Raw genomic sequence first — 17,607 nt, 5'->3', positions numbered from 1 at the left:
GGCTATTGTCTGATGAGATCATTTCAAAACGGATATGGGCACTCTCATGCAGATGAGCGATCGCATCGGAAAGCGGATGAAGCTGCAGAATCTGCACGTGCTGATGGCGGTGGTGGAGGCTGGCAGCATGGGCAAGGCGGCCCTCATGCTCAATACCACCCAGCCCAACATTTCGAGATCAATCGCGGAACTCGAGCGGGCGTTTGGCGTCCGCCTGCTGGACCGCCACCGGCGCGGAATCGAGCCGACCGCGTGCGGCCGCGCCCTGATCAATTGCGGTACCGCCGCATTCGACGAGCTACGGCGGGGCGTGAAGAGCATCGAATTTCTGGCCGACCCCACCGCGGGAGAGGTGCGGATTGGAAGCACGGCTGATCTGGCGGCGAGCTTCGTTTCCGCGCTCATAGACCGGCTCTCGCGGCGTCATCCGCGGATCAGATTTCAGCTCGTGACCGGCTACATCGAGGCGCTGCATCGCGACCTGAGCGAACGCAAAGTCGATCTGTCGTTCGTGCGCAGTCGCGGCCCGATTGCCGACGAGCGGCTGCATTTCGAGTTTCTTTTTGAAGATCGCTACGTCATCGCGGCGGGCGCGAACAATCCATGGACGCGTCGGCGCAATATCCAGCTCTCCGATCTGGCGGGGGAACGTTGGGTGCTTCCGCCGCGGGAGAGCGTGATCGGCTCCATCATCTCGCAAGCCTTTCTTGCCCGAGGGCTCGCGTATCCCCAGGCGACGGTGGTCACCGATGCCCCCCATATGCGGGTCAGCTTGCTGGAGACGGGGCGGTTCATCACGGTGTTCCCGGCTTCCACGCTGAAATTTCTCGCCAGGGAGGCGGCGCTCAAGGTCTTGGCCATTGAACTGCCGGCGGACCGTCGACCGAACGGCATGCTCACTATCAAAGATCGCACCGTCAGCCCGGTTGTACAGCTCGTCATTGACAGCGCTCGTGAGCTCGCAAAGCCAATGGCGAAACGAAAGTGACAAACCGCACGTCAGTTCGTGTCCATAAGCGCCGTATCAGGAGCTGCCAGGATCGTTGCGTTTGGCTCGACTACCGTGATTCAAACTCCTGAACTGGAGCTCGAATCATGCGCTACGAACTCGCGGACCATGAATGGACCGCCATCAAGCCGATGCTACCGAACAAGCCGCGTGGCGTTCGTCGGGTGAACGACAGACGGGTCCTGAATGGCATCTTCTGGATCCTCCGATCAGGAGCACCTTGGCGTGATCTGCCGACGGCGTTTGGCCCATACACCACTTGCTATAATCGCTTCGTCAGGTGGCGGCGGGCCGGTGTTTGGGGCCGCATCATAGAAGCGCTTGCCACTGCTCATGATGCCGCTCTTCAGATGATCGACACCTCCATTGTCCGCGTGCATCAGCATGGAGCCTGCATCACAGCGAACCAGCGCCAAATCGATGGGAAGGTCTCGCGGCGGGTTGACGAGCAAAATCCATGCGGTGGTCGATGGCAATGGTCTGCCGGTAAGGCTGGCGCTGAGCCCGGGTGAAGCCCATGACGTTCAACTTGCCGGAAAACTGCTGTCTCGTCTGAAATCCGGGTCAATGCTGCTTGCCGACCGTGGCTATGACGCGGACTGGATCAGGGAACTTGCCATGAAGAAGGGCGCGTGGGCCAACATCCAGCCGAAAAGCAATCGCATCGATCCGATCTGCTTCAGGCCCTATCTTTATCGTGCTCGCAACCAGGTCGAGCGGTTCTTCAACAGGATCAAACAATGTCGTCGCGTGGCGACGCGCTACGACAGGCTGGCCGCGAACTACCTTGCCTTCGTTCAGCTCGCGTCAATCAGGCTATGGCTACGTCGTAATGAGTCCGCGTCCTAGAGTTCCTTGCTGTCTACCGAAGATACTCATGCGCTCCATACGAATTCAGGCCGACACAAGTTCGGGTCGGGCTCCAAGTGATGCGTCCGCCGGCGGGGACTAGTCGACGACCGAGAGCATCGACGGCCCGGAGCGCCGTCACAGCTTCCTTAATCGTATGCACGGCGACCCCGGAAAGTCCACCGTCGATCGCCTCAGGCACCGACCCGCTTTGAGACCCTAAACAGCCGACAAACGATCTTCTTTGTCAGGTCGGCGCATCACAATCTTCAGTGCGTCGTCGGCCAATGGACGCTGAAGCGCCTTCGCTTCATCCCACGGCGCGCGCATCCAGACATCGCGCTCCTCGTCGGTCGTCAAGATCACGGGCATAGCCTTAGGATGAATGGGTTCGACGATTGCGTTCGGCGTGGTGGTGAGGAAGCCATAGACGAGATGCGGCCCGGAGATCGGCTTTGACTTGGTACCTCGGTCGCCCTTGAACTCGGTCCAGATGCCCGCGAAAGCAGTCAACGGCCGGTCATCGCTGAGCGCGAACCACACCACGTCCTTTTTCTTGGTCTCCGGGTTTGGCTCCGGCGCGTACTCGGCGAAGCTGTTGAACGGCACGAGGCATCGGTTCTCGGGCTTGAGCCAGAACCGCCAATGAGGTGACGACGTGTTGCGGATGTTCGTAACCGGCGGTCCGCCGGTGCGCGGCGGAGGCGGCATGCCCCAGCGCATTATGGCCATCTCGCGCTCGTCACCGGCATTGCGAATGACGGGAGCAGGATAGTCGGGAAACACTCCCGGCATGGGAGCTAGGTTGCCGACATATTGGTTGACGACCCGAAACAGGTTCAGAATCGCAGCCTGGTTAGTGGTGATGCTGTAGAGATTGCACATCGCTTCAAAGATGAGGCTTTCCGACTTTGTCGTCGAGCAATTTGTCGACCGAGGCTTCGCACCGTCACTTTCTCGCTCGGCCGTTCGGCGCTATACTTTTGGGGCCCCAATCCGGATACCGGGCCATGGCCAACTCCCTTGTCGTACGCAAGGGCACGAGTTTAGCGGAGCGCAACAGAGCGCTGCGCGCGGCTCGGTACGTTCGCATGTCCACCGAACGGCAGCAATACTCGATCCAGAACCAGGCTGCCGTAATCGCCACATATGCGCACGCCCACAACTTGATGATAGTCCAGACCTATCGTGATGAAGGCGAGAGCGGTCTCCGGTTGAAGAACAGGTCTGGTCTCATCAAGCTGATAGAAGACGTGCAGTCTGGGACGGCGGATTTCGGCCACATCTTAGTCTACGACGTGAGTCGATGGGGGCGATTTCAAGATACCGATGAAAGCGCACACTACGAGTTCGTTTGCAGGCAGGCTGGCATTAGTGTCGCATACTGTGCCGAGCAGTTCGACAACGACGGCAGCATGCTCTCCAGTATCGTAAAAAACATCAAGAGGGTGATGGCGGCTGAGTATAGCCGCGAACTCTCAGCAGAGATTTTTGCCGGGCAGTGTCGGTTTGCGCGCCTCGGTTACATGCCTGGAGGCCTCCCAAGTTATGGGCTGGCGCGCGAACTGGTCGACGAAAATCAGCGGTCGAAAGGCGTACTCAAGAAAGGTGATCTAAAGTATCTTATTACGGACCACATCCGGGTGCGACCAGGACCACCTGAGCAAGTCGCCATCGTGAGGTGGATGTTTCAACGGTTTTTGGAGATCAAATCTGAAACGTTGATCACGTGGGAGCTGAACAAGAAAAATATTCCAGCAAGCAGGGGCGGTCGCTGGAGTTGTTCGTCCGTTACCAGGATATTGAAGAACGAGCACCTCTGGTTCTTCATCGTTGGGATAAGAGATTGCAATCGCGCCAAATGCGAGCGCCAGCCGCGCGCTTCCAAAGCGTGACGCGGATCACAGCGACTAGCCTGGTGACCTTGTATCGAGTGATCACGGCTTGAGGGGATGGCCCCTCCCGAAAACAGGAAAATGGCTATGAACAAGTTCGACCATGAAATGTCGATGGAAGCCCTCGATCGCGTTGTCGGCGGTGCGGATGGGGATGGCAACGGTACCGGTACGGGTAACGGTGGTCACGGCCTCGTTCGCGGAATCAAGCAGGTCATCGGTGCGGTGGAAGGCATCGTCAAATCAATTTGGCCCTTCTGATCCTCGCTGGAATCCGCGTTGTCACGCAATCGCCGATGGACAAGGCGGCATGCTGAGGTAAAGCTTGCTGCGCACCGATTGCGCAGTAAGCTGCTGTGCATCACGCTTTCCCGTATTCCTCCTGGTTCGCGGTCCGCAATAAATGCCAGCCAATGTCTTCGGATAGGCGACAGTAGGCTCGCAAGCCGGGTTCAGATGGATCGGCCGGCCGCTAGGCGACAAGCTGTCTCCGCGCGAACTCCGCGAATAGGCCAGCTCCGCTCGTCAGCTCGTCGTAGCTTCCCGACTGCACGATCTTGCCACCGACCAGCATCACGATTCGATCCGCGTGGCGGATGGTGCTCAGGCGATGTGCAATGACAATCCGCGTGACGTTGAGCCGCTCCAGCGACGCGCCGACGATCGCTTGCGTCTGATTGTCGAGTGCGCTTGTTGCCTCGTCAAAAAGCAGGATGCGTGGCGAACGAGCCAGCGCGCGGGCAATGAGCAGCCTCTGGCGCTGTCCACCCGAGAGCGTATTGATGCCTTCGGCAACGAGCGTGTGCATACCCATCGGCATCTGCCGAATATCGGCGTCGAGCGCCGCCAGCCGCGCTGCCTCCCAAGCCTTGTCCAGCGTCAGGTCGACGCCGCCGCAAATATTTTCGTACAGACTGCCTGTCGCCAGCTTCGTGTCTTGCAGCACAACCCCAAGCTGGCGTCGCACATCATTGATCGCGATCGTGTTCAGCGCTTTGCCATCATAGAAGATCGTCCCGGCTTCCGGTCGCTCGAAGTCCAGCAGCAATCGTAACAGCGATGATTTTCCGCTCCCTGAAGGACCGACAATCGCCACATACTCCCCCCTCGGAACGCGCAAGGTGATGTCATCAAGAACCGTGGGTCCGCCCTCGATATAACGGAAGGTGACGCCGGAGAACTCGATCTCGCCCGACAGCTCGCCCGCCGGCCGTCGATCTTCCGCGATTTCGGCGGCAGCGGAGAGAATCGGCTTCATCCTGGCGAGATGGGGGATGACCACTAGCGATTCGCTCATGCTCGAGGCAAAGTTACCGATCGCTGCCGTGGTCTGGCCGAAGGTGGTGAGGAAACCTAGAAAGGCGCCGAGATTGGCCAGGAGCTGACTGTTGGTGCGCCAGGCGATCGCAAAAATGATCAATGTGGCCAGAAGAGGAAAGGCCGTCTCGAAGACAACCAGAACGTTAGCCACTCGCTGCGAGGCGATGAAGTAGCGCTTCTGAACAGCGAATTGTCCCGACCATCGCGCCAGTGCGCGGCTTGCGGCGTTCGCCACGCGAAGCTTGCTGACGCCGGCAATCAGTTGCAGCACAAAGCCGCTGACCTTGCCTTGCAGATTGAAGTGCTTGCTTTCGTAGTAGATTCGCACGGCGCTGGTTGCGACGATTGCGGCCGCCCGGAGCGCAATCAGCAGGAGCGCGATGCTGCCGAGGCGGAGGTCATAGTAGAGCATGAGCCCAATACTGAAAATGCCGAACAGGGCCGATGTAAAGCCTCGCAAAGGTTCGTCCGGTCACGATCTGGCGCGTCGCTTCAATGCCCATCGAACGGTCGACCAAATCTCCGGTCGTGTAGTCGCGAAACAGCGACGCCGGTAACCTGAGCAGGCGATCGATGAGGGCGGCCTGGAGCCTGTAGTCGAGCAGACCTTCGAGCCGGAGGGTGACCAGTCCCTGCATGCCTTGCAGTCCCGCCATCGCGATCGCGGTGACAGAGAGCGCCGCCGCGCAAACGACGAGCTGGTCGATCTCCGTGCGTGGGATCACGGAATTGACCAGCAGATTTGTTACCAGCGGCGGTATCAGCGACAGCAGCCCGATGGCGATGATCGCGAGGACCATGCGAACCATGCTGGCGGAGAGGCCCCCGCTTGCGAATGACAGCAGATCACCATAGCGAAGCGGGTGCGCGGGCAGGACTTTGTAGAAGCTGATCGCTTCCGGTGCGAGAGCGTTTGCGGCCGAGCCATTGACCGGTCGCCGCCATCCTTGTTTCGGATCGATCATGGTGTACCCGCCGCGCCGGTCACGGATCAGGGCGACCGGGTCGCGTTCGGGCCCATGCCACCCCAGCAGGGGGCCGGCATCGGACCTCCACCAGCGATCGCGCAACTGGACGCGACGAATTCGTAACCGCGATGCCCGCGCGATTTGCAGAATGTCGCTGATACTCTGGCCTGCGGGATGCGTTCGGCTTGCATGAGCGATGGAGCTTCCCGATGCGTCGGCGACGAGGCGGCAACTGTCGAGCAGGGGGTCGCCGGAATCCAGCTCGACCTGCGCACGACCGGTTGGGGCCGTGACAACTTCGGACAGGCGCTCGAGCGCATCCAGCGTCCGCGCACGGGTCAGTTCGGCTCGCCGGGCCAATTGGTGACGCTCGGACGACCTTTCATCTCGAAGCCTCCGCTCTAGACTGGCGACAATCACGACATGGAAGCGGTCGAGGGCCGGCCAGACCAGGGGTAGTTCAGGTGCGGTCGGCTCTGCTATGATCCTGGCGCCGCTCTCGCCGGCTTCCAGCGAGGTCTCCGCTGTGAGCGGAATGAAGGGACCTCCGGCCTCGAGCTCGGGGTCGAGACCCAGTATCTTCGCGCTTCCTGCATCGATGCGGGCCCACACGATGCTTCGCTTCGGGCCGCGGCAACGTTCGCCCGGACGCAGTTCTCTCGTTTCGCCACCGATCAGTTCGGAAGCGTCGTCCGATCGGGCCGAGCCGGCCGCGATCGAGGACAGTCGGGCGATCCAGCCGGAGATGCGATCCCTGGCGATCTCGTTTCGCGGGACTGTGGTGATTTCCGCGTCAGGGCTCCCGACTGCGACGATCTGCAGCCGCATCGCTGACCGTTCACAAGCCGTGTGCAGGTCCAGTATCACTTCACCAATTTCGCACCTCAGCAGATGATGTCGGACGCCATCCGTCTCCACCGCGAAGATATCTATATGACCGGCACTCACCTCCAGCGCGTGATCGCGTTCGTTGAGGAGAACGGGATGCCGCGGGTCGATCGCCGTGCGGCGAGCGGCGGAGACGGCAATTGGCCTCACGTTCACAAGCTCATCTTTGGTAACGGGGTTACTCATTCGCTTGTCACGAGCCTCGCGTAGGCGCCCTGGAGCGCGACAAGCTGTTCGTGGGTGCCGCGCTCCACGATCCGGCCATGCTCCAGCACGATGATTTCGTCGCAATCGCGCACTGTGCTCAGGCGGTGCGCGATAATGATACAGGTGCAACCGCGGCGCCGCAGGTTGTCATCGATGACTTTTTCAGTGATCGGATCGAGGGCCGCCATTGCTTCGTCCAGGACGAGGATCGACGGATTGCAAACCAGCGCGCGGGCGATTTCGATACGTTGGCGTTGCCCTCCGCTGAAGTTGCCTCCGCCCTCATTGATGTGGCAGTCGTAGTTTCCGGGACGCGTTGCCAGGTCGTGATGGATCAGTGCATCCCGCGCGGCGGCGATCAAGTCGCGCTCATCCACCGTCAAATCCCAAAGGGTCAGATTGTCGCGCGCGGTCCCCTCGAACAGAAAAATGTCCTGATCTACATAGGAGACGGAATTTGCGAATTCCTGGGGTGGAATGTCCGTCAGCTTCCATTGATCGAAGAGAACTTCTCCCGCCCACGGCTCATACAGTCCGCAGATCAATTTGCCGAGCGTCGATTTTCCGCTACCGGAGACGCCGACAAGTGCCACGCGCGATCCCGCGGAGATCGCCAGCGACAGGTCGGCCAGCAGCGGCGGTTCCAGAACCGAATAGCCGAAGCTGATGTTGCGAAGCTCGACCCTGCCAGCAAGCTTTGGTGGAATGTTATCGACGATGTTGCCGAGCGGCTTGCGCCGGAGTGGGTAGTTGCGAATATCCTCGAGCCGTTCGAGCGCTCCCTTTATCGTCTGCAGGCCGCCGAAATAATTGACGAGGTTCTCGAATGGTTCTGAGAAGTTCGCGGCCAGGGATTGGAATGCGACCAGGCTGCCAAGGGTCAGCGAGCCTTCGATCACTCTCAAACCACCGAGCCCCAGGATCGCTGCGATCATCAACCCGGAGAGCAGCGTCGGCATCATGTCGAGGATGACGGCTGATGCACCGAGCTTCTGTTCGGCGTTCAGATTGTTGGCCTGGAGGCCCGCCCATTTGCCAAACGCATCATCCTCCAGGCCGCTTGCCTTGATGGTTTCGATGGTGCGCACCAGGCCTACCGTGGCACCCAGGAGCTTGCCCCGTTCAACCGCGAGCCGGTAGCTGAGCTCCTGCCGTCGAGCCCCGATCAGGCGAAGCAGAAGAAGATTCAGGAAAGCGATCGCGATGCACAGCACCGTCAGGCTGACGTCATAGACCGCCATCGCGCCGGCAAACAGAAACACCGACGTCAGGCTGAGTGCGTTCATCGCAATGCCGCCGGACAAGAGACGCGCGATTTGCTCGTTTGACGCGACGCGGCTTGCGACGTCCCCGGCATGACGCTGGGTAAAGAATTCCAACGGCAGCGCCATCACACGCCAGAGGAAGCGGCTGGTCATGACAATAGAGAGCTTGGCCTGCAGCCGTAACAGCACCGACTGACGAACCGCGACCATCACCCCGCGACAAGCTGCCGTCAACGCCATTCCGATCAGGAGTGGTATGAGCCAGCTACCGCTGTGCTGAATCAGGACGTTGTCGACAAAAATCTTGGAAAAGCCCGCGGCAAGGATGTTGGGAATGACAAGCACGATACTTACGATCACCAGCAGGACAACCGCTGCCCTTGAGTGGCGCAACTCTCGCAGCAGCAGCCCCATCCCATTGGGCTTGCTGCCGACCGTTTTAAACTCGTCGCCGCGCTCGAAGACCAACACCACCCCGGTGAAGGCAAGATCGAGCTCGGCCATGCTGATGCGTCTGCGGCCGCTCGCAGGATCATTGATATAGGCGTGCCTGCCCTTGATACCCTCCAGCACCACAAAATGATTGAAGTTCCAGTGGATGATACAGGGCGTCGGGAGCTGGACCAGCGCGGATGGCTCGACACTGTATCCTCTTGCAACGAGGCCATAGCGCCGCGCCGCCCTGACAATATTGCTGGCCTTGCTGCCGTCGCGCGATACGCCGCATGCAATGCGGAGCTGCTCCAGAGGAATCCAGGCGCCGTGATAGGCGAGAATGATTGCGAGCGCCGCAGGGCCGCATTCGACCGCCTCCATCTGCAGGACGACGGGGGTCCGCTTCACCTTCTTGCGCAGCAGTCCTGACAGGCGACCGTGCCGCGCGTTTGCTGACGCAGGAGAGCGCTTATCCATCTATTCCCGTGAGGTGCCTGATCAAGGGGATCACCAGATCGAGCGGCCGCTGTTGCCGAGTTGTGATTTCGGCGCGCGCCAGCGTCCCGCTCGTCAAATGAGTGGAGGGTCCCTTGCCCACAGCCCAGCGATAACCTGTCGCGGTGGACTCATCTTCCTGAAGAGTTACCTCAGCGGCGTATGGCGCGCTATTGTGAGAGAAGCGGGATACCAGGCTTTCATTGTGCAATGCTGCGCTGATGCCTTGAGGCGTCATCGGGAAGTCAGAGACGCTCAACACCGTACCCAGCATCATGCCGAACTCTTCGCGCTTGACGGTGCTCGGCTCGAGATGGACCACCATCCCCGGCTTGATCTGCTTGCCATGTTCAGCTGGGATATAGACGACGGCCTGCAGCTTGCGGCCCTCGCTTTCGATCTGGACCACCGGCATCCCGACCGTGAGCACCGAGCCGGGAGAGATCTTCACTTCGAGGACACGGCCTTCCATCGGACTGAGGACCTGCGTATTCTGGCTCAACTGCTCCGCGGCTGCATTCACCTGCCGGCGCGCTTCGCTCAGGGTGAATTCGGATTGCTGAATGTCGCGTTCGCGCTGTGTCTCCAGGTCCGTCTTCTGCGCCCTGAGCTTGAGAATCTCATTCTGCGCGTCGAGGCGGCGTTGCTGCGCATCGCTCAGTTCCTGCCGCCGGTCCTCCAGACTGCGTCGCGTCGCGTAGCCCTTCGCGAGCAGCCCTTCGAGGTTCTTGACGTCGACCGACAGATAATCGACGCGCTGGCCGGTCGCCTTGATGACTTGCTCGAGCGCGGCTTCGAGTTTCTCGAAATTCTGGCTCTTGGCGGTGAGCTCGGCTGCGACCTTCGACTTGAGGTCGGTATCTTCGCGCTGGCGCTCCCGGAATACTTCGACCGCCGCCTTGTGCTTCTGCTCAACGTCAGTCTGAACGATCTGAGCGATCGGCTGACCAAGGTCGACGTGGTCGCCGACCGTGACGGCAACGGACTGTAGCCGGCCGGCAGCGGCCGAGACCGCGTCAACCACCTTGCCACCATTGCTGATCAGGATTCCCTCGCCGGAGACGCGGGTGGGCACGCGCCCGAAAATGCCCCACACGACCGCGGCCACCACCGCAACGAGGAAAACGACCGTGATAATCCAGTCCGCAGGCCTGGTGATGACGACGAGCTGATCAAGCTGCTCGGGAGAGGCCGCGCGGTCGAGTGCGGTCGCCCGAAATGCCCGTTGCGGCTCGGAGGTCGCACTCCTATTCTCAGGTCGTCCGAGCGTTTCCGAGGTGGACATATCCGCACGCAAAGGACTGAATTGATTGAATGAATATGCCGGCATTTTCGCATAGATCAGACGGGGTCACAACAACGGCCGGCGTGAAATCGGTGCCGAGGTTCGAATGCGCACTCTGAGCGGCAGGGCAACGCGGTTGTTTGCAGTGCACGCGCATCAGGCCGTGCTCGTGACGAGTGTAGCGCTGGGTCTGCTATGGTCCCCTGTGTCACGGGCCGGGGTCCTTTCCGAGAGCGATCGCAAGCAGGCGGAAAGCTTGAAGCCGTTGTTTGCGAATCTGATGAGTGATCTCGTCGAGACCGTCAAGCGCTCGGACGTGCCGAACGGGGACATCGTCTGTGTCAACTCCACGATCCGCGAGCTTCTGCAGATCTCCGACGAACTCGCCAGTTACGAGTATCTGATCACGATGGAGAAGGATTTGACTGACGTCGGTGACGACAGTCCGTTGCGAGGTGTCGTCAAGTTTGCGGTCGATAAGACCAATGTCATTCTGACTGGCGAGAGAAAGCGGCTGGTTCAGTTGTCCGAGCAATGCAACAAAAATCCGGTGGGGTTCGGCAAGGCACAGGAGGCGTTGAGGGTCATCGATACAACGACTGGCATCCTGAACTCTATCCGCGATCGCCTGTAACGCGTCACGCGTTTGCCGACGCCAAATGCGGGATCTGCCGGCGGGTCCCTGGTCCCACATTGCGCACGCTCCTTCGTGTTCTCTGCCATGTCTTCGGGGCGGATCGTTCTTTCCTGAACTCCGCGCGGCACAATAGACCTGCCAATTAGATAGAGCGTGATTTGCATCACTGAGTGCGATTGTGCGCGATGACGGGCTGGGTTTCGACGAATGGCGACATTCGCCCTCGCCCTTGGAATCCACGCGGCTCGGATCCGCCAGCTTGATCGCGGCATGTGCAGCTCAGTGACAATCCTCACGGAGACCTCCGAGCAGCTGAGACATGTTGCACTTTGGTTGCGGGTTGGTCCCGCACCATGAACACAGCAAGGAGGACTGAGATGACACGTAGCATCCACGACGATGCAGCGACTCGCGAGCTTTCCATCGACGAACTCGACGCGGTGGCCGGCGGCAAATGGAGCTGGGGAGATTTCGCCAAGTCGCTGTTGGGGGGAGGAGTGACGGGCGGCATGGGTGGCGCAGCAGTTGGCGGCATCGGCGCCGTACCCGGTGCCATTGGCGGCGGTCTCCTCGGCGGGATCGGGTACTGCATCAGCCAGCTGTTTTGAGCATGCCCTCCGACCAAAGCGAGACTCAGCGCGGAGTCCGCATCTTGGGTTTCGCTTTAGCGGCAAGCATGATCTCAAGCGGCACAAGCCCAACAGATGAGAGGAGAGTACCATGCAGAAAATTCGCGAGTTGACGGCTGACGAACTCGATTCCGCCTGCGGTGGAAGCCGCAGTAATGGCGGAGCCGGCGGTTCGGCTGTTTCCGATTTCATAAATTGGCTTTTGAGCCAACTTCACATTCCCACCTCGCCGGGAGGACCCATTCGGAGCTAGCTCCGACCCGGTTTTTGCCCTGGGCTACCGAAAAGGATCAAGGGATGCGAGGTCTCGGAAACGAGAACCTCGCATTACTTTTAGTGGCACTGCGACATGTCGATCTGCGACGTTATGCTGTGCCTCAATCGGCAAGAACAACGACGATCCCGTGAAAAGCGTGAGTCTGCATCGCCTGTATGAGCTGCGTGATCAAGATCACAGCGCACTGCGCGTTGCCGCGGCAAGCTGCACCCGGATGACAGCGATCATCCGTTCACGTTAGACAGATGGAGACTTTGATGAGTGCATACCAGAATGAGCGTCAGACGGTCCGTCCGCTGTCGGACGAGGAATTTGAATCCGTGACCGGCGGTTGCTTCGGAATCCCGGTTTCCGACGGTCATGGTGGGGTCATTTATGTTTCTCCGACGATCGGGCGTGGTCCATGGCTTCCGACGAGCACCGGACCTACCTTCCCCACGGGTGGTCCGTTCGGACCGTTTCCGGCGTGATCAACCGGCAGGTGCGCGTCAGAGCCGGCACTTGTACGATGCCGGCTCTGAAGTCGGGCATGAACCGGCGCAACGAAGCTCCTCGGCGTGATCACGCCGGCTAGACGAGGGGCGCCGGTTCATGTGAACGAGCGGACGCTGTACTCACTGGGACCGCCGGGCTTGCTGCCGCCGCGAGTGGCAGTATAGTAGCGCGATGGCTGTCAGCTCTCCCGAATTGAAAGCTTTCCTGCTCGCCACGCCTTTCTTCGGAGGGCTGTCAGATACAAGCCTCGATCTGTTGATTTCAATGCTCGTCGACCGCGGCTTCGACATCGGCGCCACGATCGTAGCGGAAGGAGAGCCGGGGCGTTCAATGTTTATCGTTCACTCCGGCGAGCTCGTCGTGCGGAGGCTTGGGCATTTGGGACGCTCAATCCGGATGGCAAGTCTTGGGCCTGGTGATTTTTTTGGCGAGATGACGCTCATCGAAATGCAGAATCGTTCGGCTTCCGTTGCAGCGCAAAGCGCGACTGTCCTGTATGAGCTAACGGCTCGAAACCTTTATATGTATTGCAAGGCAGACATCCACGCCTATGTCCTCGTGATGCAGAATATCAGCCGCGAACTTTGTCGGAGGCTTCGTCGCGCTGATGATCGGATTGCCGAGCTACTGGCGCATCAGGCAGAGCAATAGCTCACAGTCCTGAGAGCCATTCAAAAAATCGGACCCAAGAGTGACATCGTTGCTTTGATTTTGCCGCTGCCGTCGCCAGCGGACTGGCAATTGCGGTGGTGCCGCAAGCCGAACTGTGAAAGCGGGCGATGAATGCCGCGGTCGTACTGGCGGCCGGCCGCGCGCTCAGCGTGACCAAGGGTTTGATGCGCGACCAGGAACGGAATCATGGATCGGGCGGTCGAGGAAGGGCGGCTCTTCCACGAGCGGTTGACGAAACCTGAAGCGCGCGAGGCCTTCGTGGCCTTTGTCGAACGCAGGCCCCCGACCTTACGAAGCTGTCCTGACTACCAGAGGATTTGGTAGGCTCGCCGACCGGATTTAGTGGCGACGGATTTCGTACGAGTGGCGGTTCTTTGCGGACTATCGAAGCCCGACGTTTCGAGCGGGACCGCCCTCCGGTAGCGAAACGGGGTGTCAAAATGGTGGATCTCGCGACGCAGCGGACGCGTCTTGCCGAGGCCATGGTAGTGGGGAAGCCCGCTGGTTTTGGCCAGCGGGATTCTCTATTCCGTCCGGGCTACCGCTCGCGGTTCACCGATCCGAGGTTGCTGGCGACGACAAAAATGCTAGGACGCTCACCGGCGACTGCGAGGTCATTAGGCCGATTCTCGACGGCGCACGCCAAGGCGCCAGCAAAGGCGCGCGCATGATTCAAACAGGCGGCTGGCCCGATGTCTTGTTGAAGCCGTCGAAGAAGGCGCCGTAAACTTGCCGATTTGTCAGCCCATCGCAGTTTACATATGATGGATAGACACCGGTTCCAGCTGGTCCGTTCGGGCAGAACTGGTAGCCGTCCTGCAGGCTGCCGCTCGCGAGATCGAGCTCGGCGTCATTCAACTCGTCGATCATATTCGTTCTTCCTTGCTGTGATGAACACCGCGTTCATCGAGTTGCGAGCATGGCAGCTGAGATCCTTTGTCACCGTGACTAAGGTCACCGTTCTTCGTTGCCGCAGGCTAGCTTAGAAGTGGCACAAGAAGGCGAGGTCTGGTGCACCAAAGGGAGCTTTGATCGGACCGATCGGACAGCTCCTTCCTTTTGACGCCGTCAGTTTGCGTCTGGTCGTGTTAGCTACACCTCGGCGAGGTCGTTTCTGATGCTAGTCTGGTGGGGCAGTGCTTCAGCCTCCGGTTACCGGACAACGATCAGTCAGCGGTCAAAATGTCTCGGTAACCCCGCGCAGGAGAGGGCGGCGACTGGCGTTGAAATCACCGTCTTCGCCGATACAACGCGCGCAACCCACATCGCTGTTTTCTGCAAAAACCTATCAGTGCCCTCACAACGTCGATCTGGACGCGGCGAGATGGCCTGACGGGATGCGTCTGTCTGATCTCGAGCCGCCGCACACCTGCTTGAGTTGTGGCAAGCAAGGCTCGATCATCGTTCATTAGCCGTGCCGCTCAAATTGAGCGCCAGCGGACCGCGTCGAATTTAGGTGTGTGACGCGCGTCACAGCGCCCGTCGCTCGGAGCTCGTATTCATCCTGCACCAGGTGGCGATGCAGCCGCCGGCAACAGGAGGAAAGCAGATGGAGATGACGAGCATGCGTGAACTGTCAGCCGACGAGCTGGGAGCAGTTTCGGGAGGTAAGCCGTCGAGCCCGGTCAGTGTTCCTGGAAATGCGTTCGACAAGCTGCTTGCGGCTATCGACAAAAACCTTGCGATGGTGAAGGACCTAAAGCCGGGCGGTTACCTTCCGCCCGGCTAAGCCAGTGACGCTGCATCCGTGAGTTATGCGGCCTCGGTGCTTGCTGCTCTCGGAAAACGCCGTTGGGAGTCATGCTCCCAGCGGCGCATTTCGCGCCACGGGGTCGATCCGCCTTGAGACGCAAGGCCGCGGGTCGGCAACGGAGCGGAAATGCCCTTGAAGCTGATCGGAACCTTTGGCTGGGATAAGCGACTGAAATCGAGGCAAATGCGAACGCCCTCCGAGCGCACCATAAACCCAACAGGGATCCTTTTTGTTGGCACAGCATGCCACTGGACGGTTCAGCGGACTCGACCAATGTTAGTGGGGAGCCAAGATGTGACCGATAAGGTTTGGTCGCAAAGCTTATCAGTCGGCGTATTCCATAACATTCGATGGGCGAACGCGGTCGTATCGATTCAAATTGTGAATGCGGCCTTCACTCAGGGGCCAAATCCGCCCCACGACGGTGTGAGCACTCGCCTCTAGGCCGCCAAAGCAAATCGACGACAGTGTTCAAGATAAGCTGCTTCGTGAGACGCAACCAAGGAAACGACGCTGCTCCAGAGCCAACTTGGCGCGTCCAGCGACTTGCTCTTGGATCCGGCGAGCGTTCGAAGCCATCGCTTTCGCTCTGCACCGTCCATCTGGCGCCCATGTGCCTTGCCCACGACCGTCGCTAGATACTTAGCAACATCCTCAGCTTCGTCTTGAGCCATAGAATCGAAATCGAATTTCAAATCTTGCGGCAGCAGCTCCCGAATGAATACCGAGCGGTTGCCGATACTGCCGGCCACCATCCGTTCTCCCAGGTTTGGCGAAAGATTTTTAGCTCCCTCGACGACGCGGTCGCTATTCGACTTGGGCATGCGAGTCTTCTTGTACCGCGGAGCCGATGCCGTCACTGCTTCCTTGATATCCATCAACGCGTATTCGGCCGACCGGCCTGATCCGACTTTGACCAAAACGGCGTAGCGCAAAAGCCCAAGCGAGCTGCAGCCCTTTACCCAGTAAGCAGCATCGGCGACTTTGAGTCGGCAATCATCCTTGCGCGATTTGAGCGTTGTGATCAGATGCTGAAGGGGGTTGGTTGCAAACAACTTCTTGATTCGACGGCGTTCCAAGTCCGATATCGCAAGAAACTTTTTGCTTAGCGGGATCGTGGGTTTTGTATTTCGGATCCGCTCTTCAGCGAGATGCTTCCAGGTGCGCCGTGCTGACTGCCGCACCACCAGGCGGATTGTTTTCGGCATGTCGCGCAAATCGTCTTCTGAACGAAGCGCCTCCTGATAGCCTGCGATCATTGCTTCCATCATCTTAGCCGCGGTGACGCCGGGTAGGTTGGAGCCCCGCGAGGCTGTCGTGAGCGACAATGCCAGGCGGATCAGGTCGTGAGACGGATTGCCGATTACGGTCTGGTCAAGATCACGGATCTGTACTCGTATCTTGCCATCGGCGTCCGCCAGAGGCCCCAAATTGCCTGCGTGGCAATCGCCGCAGATCCAGACCGGCGGCCCCTCCGGCAAAGTGCCTCGTCGTTGAGCGTCTAGCCACTCGTAGAACTTGACTGTGCTTCCGCGAACATAAGCGTGCGCGGAGCGTGCCATCTTCAGCGTTTGTTGTGTTTTCAGAATGCCTTGCCGCGTTGAATCCAAGTTGCTCACCAGACCTCCCGCACAGTCCGAAATCGGGTTCCGGCAGATGGAACTTCATGAGCGCCTTAAAGTTCCGCTGGTTTAAAGATACCGCACGCGTTATCTCGGCCTACGGCCCCGCGGCGCGGTGCAAACCTTAGCCCAAGAACCTTAGCTCGGAGCCGCACCGCGGCTTCGCTTCGGTTCATCTCAACGGCAACCTCGGCGGCATAACGGCCTTCAGAGATGAGCTTTTGCAAAGCGCCGTCTTCAGCGGGATCCCAGGGTCGGTTCTTCGGCATCGTGATGCAAGTCAGTCTTTGAGGCCAATTCGTACTGGTGAGCCTTCTCCAGCAGTGCATCTCTGATCGGACCAGGCGGAAGGAGAGCGGCCTGTCTTCGTGCTTCGCGTGCACATTCAGCGCTGACTTCTTGCTCTCTCGTCATAGCTCGCCTCCAGCTCCTTGCGGACGGCCGCAGCAGAATTCCCGACTTTATCGACCGCCTTACGAAGCTCTTCCTTTGAGACAGCGAGCGCATGAGCCCAGCATTTCATTTGATCAGGCGCATGCACGTTGATCTTTGAACGCTCAAACTGATCTTTCTTTGTAAGGCCGTCCATTTCCGAATAACCCGGGCTCGGGCGCTCCGTTCCTAAGTAGGAAACCTGCCGCCGCTTCCTTGAGCAGGTGCGGGCACTGCAAAAGCAGTATGGAAGCGACCGGACCTATCGGCAAAAGCGCGGGTAAAAGGCAAATCTCAAGTCCAAACGCCGTTCGCGTCAGCCTCGGTCCGATTTGGAAGGTCAGCCAGCTTCGATCGCTCGCAAAGGCGTCACAGCTGGAGAAACCCAAGGGCCTGATCGCGAGTAAAGCGCAGCGCGAGGGCACCTGACTCCGGCCGATCAACCAGGCCTCACCGTCGCAAGAAGCACGCTAG

General features: G+C 59.5%; 18 protein-coding genes. 8 read left to right on the top strand and 10 right to left on the bottom strand.

Annotation, left to right across the window (positions count from 1 at the left end; all coding sequences use genetic code 11):
* Positions 1-46: 46 nt before the first annotated feature.
* Positions 47-988, top strand: a complete 942-nt coding sequence (locus ACVINW_RS00640) for a LysR family transcriptional regulator (protein ID WP_456749523.1) — start codon at positions 47-49, stop codon at positions 986-988.
* Between the two features lie 107 nt (positions 989-1,095).
* Positions 1,096-1,858 (top strand): IS5 family transposase gene (locus tag ACVINW_RS00635; protein ID WP_456749522.1). Its coding sequence is split into 2 segments (ribosomal slippage): positions 1,096-1,427 and positions 1,426-1,858, totalling 765 coding nucleotides; the frame shifts between segments, so codons are not numbered across the junction.
* Between the two features lie 219 nt (positions 1,859-2,077).
* On the opposite strand, the gene ACVINW_RS00630 is transcribed toward ACVINW_RS00635, so the two are convergent.
* Positions 2,078-2,743, bottom strand: coding sequence for an SOS response-associated peptidase (locus tag ACVINW_RS00630; RefSeq protein WP_456749521.1), 666 nt, complete (start codon positions 2,741-2,743; stop codon positions 2,078-2,080).
* 125 nt (positions 2,744-2,868) lie between these two features.
* Between ACVINW_RS00630 and ACVINW_RS00625 the strand changes: the two genes are divergently transcribed.
* Both ACVINW_RS00625 and ACVINW_RS00620 read left to right on the top strand, forming a co-directional pair.
* Positions 2,869-3,753, top strand: a complete 885-nt coding sequence (locus ACVINW_RS00625) for a recombinase family protein (protein ID WP_456749520.1) — start codon at positions 2,869-2,871, stop codon at positions 3,751-3,753.
* A gap of 87 nt (positions 3,754-3,840) precedes the next feature.
* Complete coding sequence (locus ACVINW_RS00620; protein WP_157863303.1) at positions 3,841-4,014, top strand: hypothetical protein; 174 nt, start codon at positions 3,841-3,843, stop codon at positions 4,012-4,014.
* Between the two features lie 211 nt (positions 4,015-4,225).
* Here the strand turns inward: ACVINW_RS00620 and ACVINW_RS00615 are convergent, their stop codons facing one another.
* The 4 genes from ACVINW_RS00615 to ACVINW_RS00600 are packed head-to-tail and all read right to left on the bottom strand — an operon-like array spanning position 4,226 to position 10,616.
* Complete coding sequence (locus ACVINW_RS00615) at positions 4,226-5,485, bottom strand: ATP-binding cassette domain-containing protein (RefSeq protein ID WP_456749519.1); 1,260 nt, start codon at positions 5,483-5,485, stop codon at positions 4,226-4,228.
* The gene (locus ACVINW_RS00610) at positions 5,472-7,115 is read right to left on the bottom strand and encodes a hypothetical protein (RefSeq protein WP_456749518.1); all 1,644 of its coding nucleotides are present in this window, start codon (positions 7,113-7,115) and stop codon (positions 5,472-5,474) included. The genes ACVINW_RS00615 and ACVINW_RS00610 overlap by 14 nt, the downstream gene beginning before the upstream one ends.
* Entirely contained in the window at positions 7,112-9,313 is a 2,202-nt protein-coding gene (locus ACVINW_RS00605) for an NHLP family bacteriocin export ABC transporter peptidase/permease/ATPase subunit (protein WP_456749517.1), read from the bottom strand. The genes ACVINW_RS00610 and ACVINW_RS00605 overlap by 4 nt, the downstream gene beginning before the upstream one ends.
* Entirely contained in the window at positions 9,306-10,616 is a 1,311-nt protein-coding gene (locus ACVINW_RS00600) for an NHLP bacteriocin system secretion protein (protein WP_456749516.1), read from the bottom strand. Before ACVINW_RS00600 ends, ACVINW_RS00605 begins: the two co-directional genes overlap by 8 nt.
* A gap of 106 nt (positions 10,617-10,722) precedes the next feature.
* Between ACVINW_RS00600 and ACVINW_RS00595 the strand changes: the two genes are divergently transcribed.
* Both ACVINW_RS00595 and ACVINW_RS00590 read left to right on the top strand, forming a co-directional pair.
* Positions 10,723-11,250: a hypothetical protein gene (locus ACVINW_RS00595; protein WP_456749515.1), complete on the top strand. Its 528-nt coding sequence runs from the start codon at positions 10,723-10,725 to the stop codon at positions 11,248-11,250.
* A 380-nt stretch (positions 11,251-11,630) separates the two neighbouring features.
* Complete coding sequence (locus ACVINW_RS00590; RefSeq protein WP_212018041.1) at positions 11,631-11,861, top strand: Blp family class II bacteriocin; 231 nt, start codon at positions 11,631-11,633, stop codon at positions 11,859-11,861.
* A gap of 25 nt (positions 11,862-11,886) precedes the next feature.
* Here ACVINW_RS00590 and ACVINW_RS00585 read toward each other — a convergent pair whose 3' ends face one another.
* Complete coding sequence (locus ACVINW_RS00585; protein WP_456749514.1) at positions 11,887-12,099, bottom strand: hypothetical protein; 213 nt, start codon at positions 12,097-12,099, stop codon at positions 11,887-11,889.
* Between the two features lie 726 nt (positions 12,100-12,825).
* On the opposite strand from ACVINW_RS00585, the gene ACVINW_RS00580 reads away from it, so the two are divergent.
* Positions 12,826-13,305, top strand: coding sequence for a Crp/Fnr family transcriptional regulator (locus ACVINW_RS00580; protein ID WP_456749513.1), 480 nt, complete (start codon positions 12,826-12,828; stop codon positions 13,303-13,305).
* 20 nt (positions 13,306-13,325) lie between these two features.
* Here ACVINW_RS00580 and ACVINW_RS00575 read toward each other — a convergent pair whose 3' ends face one another.
* Both ACVINW_RS00575 and ACVINW_RS00570 read right to left on the bottom strand, forming a co-directional pair.
* Complete coding sequence (locus tag ACVINW_RS00575) at positions 13,326-13,514, bottom strand: hypothetical protein (protein ID WP_456749512.1); 189 nt, start codon at positions 13,512-13,514, stop codon at positions 13,326-13,328.
* 484 nt (positions 13,515-13,998) lie between these two features.
* A complete protein-coding gene (locus ACVINW_RS00570; protein WP_212018050.1) occupies positions 13,999-14,196 on the bottom strand; it encodes a hypothetical protein in 198 nt (65 codons plus the stop codon).
* A gap of 679 nt (positions 14,197-14,875) precedes the next feature.
* On the opposite strand from ACVINW_RS00570, the gene ACVINW_RS00565 reads away from it, so the two are divergent.
* Positions 14,876-15,055 carry a hypothetical protein gene (locus ACVINW_RS00565; protein WP_456749511.1) on the top strand — a complete coding sequence of 60 codons (180 nt, stop codon included), beginning with the start codon at positions 14,876-14,878 and terminating at the stop codon, positions 15,053-15,055.
* A 464-nt stretch (positions 15,056-15,519) separates the two neighbouring features.
* Here ACVINW_RS00565 and ACVINW_RS00560 read toward each other — a convergent pair whose 3' ends face one another.
* Together ACVINW_RS00560 and ACVINW_RS00555 are read right to left on the bottom strand one after the other, a co-directional pair.
* Entirely contained in the window at positions 15,520-16,698 is a 1,179-nt protein-coding gene (locus ACVINW_RS00560) for a DUF2252 family protein (protein ID WP_456749510.1), read from the bottom strand.
* A 388-nt stretch (positions 16,699-17,086) separates the two neighbouring features.
* On the bottom strand, positions 17,087-17,290 hold the full coding sequence (locus ACVINW_RS00555) for a DUF3606 domain-containing protein (RefSeq protein ID WP_456749509.1): 204 nt from the start codon (positions 17,288-17,290) through the stop codon (positions 17,087-17,089).
* Positions 17,291-17,607: the final 317 nt, after the last annotated feature.

The sequence above is a fragment of the Bradyrhizobium sp. USDA 4461 genome (assembly GCF_054055655.1).
Note: the sequence above shows the minus strand (reverse complement) of the source record. Positions and strands in the feature narration are given on the sequence as shown.

Bases quoted from the DNA above. Each gene is read 5' to 3' on its own strand.
- ACVINW_RS00600 (WP_456749516.1), bottom strand. From the start codon at position 10,616: ATGTCCACCTCGGAAACGCTCGGACGACCTGAGAATAGGAGTGCGACC.
- ACVINW_RS00590 (WP_212018041.1), top strand. From the start codon at position 11,631: ATGACACGTAGCATCCACGACGATGCAGCGACTCGCGAGCTTTCCATC.
- ACVINW_RS00615 (WP_456749519.1), bottom strand. From the start codon at position 5,485: ATGCTCTACTATGACCTCCGCCTCGGCAGCATCGCGCTCCTGCTGATT.
- ACVINW_RS00555 (WP_456749509.1), bottom strand. From the start codon at position 17,290: ATGGACGGCCTTACAAAGAAAGATCAGTTTGAGCGTTCAAAGATCAAC.
- ACVINW_RS00570 (WP_212018050.1), bottom strand. From the start codon at position 14,196: ATGATCGACGAGTTGAATGACGCCGAGCTCGATCTCGCGAGCGGCAGC.
- ACVINW_RS00640 (WP_456749523.1), top strand. From the start codon at position 47: ATGCAGATGAGCGATCGCATCGGAAAGCGGATGAAGCTGCAGAATCTG.
- ACVINW_RS00620 (WP_157863303.1), top strand. From the start codon at position 3,841: ATGAACAAGTTCGACCATGAAATGTCGATGGAAGCCCTCGATCGCGTT.
- ACVINW_RS00565 (WP_456749511.1), top strand. From the start codon at position 14,876: ATGGAGATGACGAGCATGCGTGAACTGTCAGCCGACGAGCTGGGAGCA.
- ACVINW_RS00580 (WP_456749513.1), top strand. From the start codon at position 12,826: ATGGCTGTCAGCTCTCCCGAATTGAAAGCTTTCCTGCTCGCCACGCCT.
- ACVINW_RS00605 (WP_456749517.1), bottom strand. From the start codon at position 9,313: ATGGATAAGCGCTCTCCTGCGTCAGCAAACGCGCGGCACGGTCGCCTG.
- ACVINW_RS00575 (WP_456749512.1), bottom strand. From the start codon at position 13,514: ATGATTCCGTTCCTGGTCGCGCATCAAACCCTTGGTCACGCTGAGCGC.
- ACVINW_RS00610 (WP_456749518.1), bottom strand. From the start codon at position 7,115: ATGAGTAACCCCGTTACCAAAGATGAGCTTGTGAACGTGAGGCCAATT.
- ACVINW_RS00625 (WP_456749520.1), top strand. From the start codon at position 2,869: ATGGCCAACTCCCTTGTCGTACGCAAGGGCACGAGTTTAGCGGAGCGC.
- ACVINW_RS00595 (WP_456749515.1), top strand. From the start codon at position 10,723: ATGCGCACTCTGAGCGGCAGGGCAACGCGGTTGTTTGCAGTGCACGCG.
- ACVINW_RS00630 (WP_456749521.1), bottom strand. From the start codon at position 2,743: ATGTGCAATCTCTACAGCATCACCACTAACCAGGCTGCGATTCTGAAC.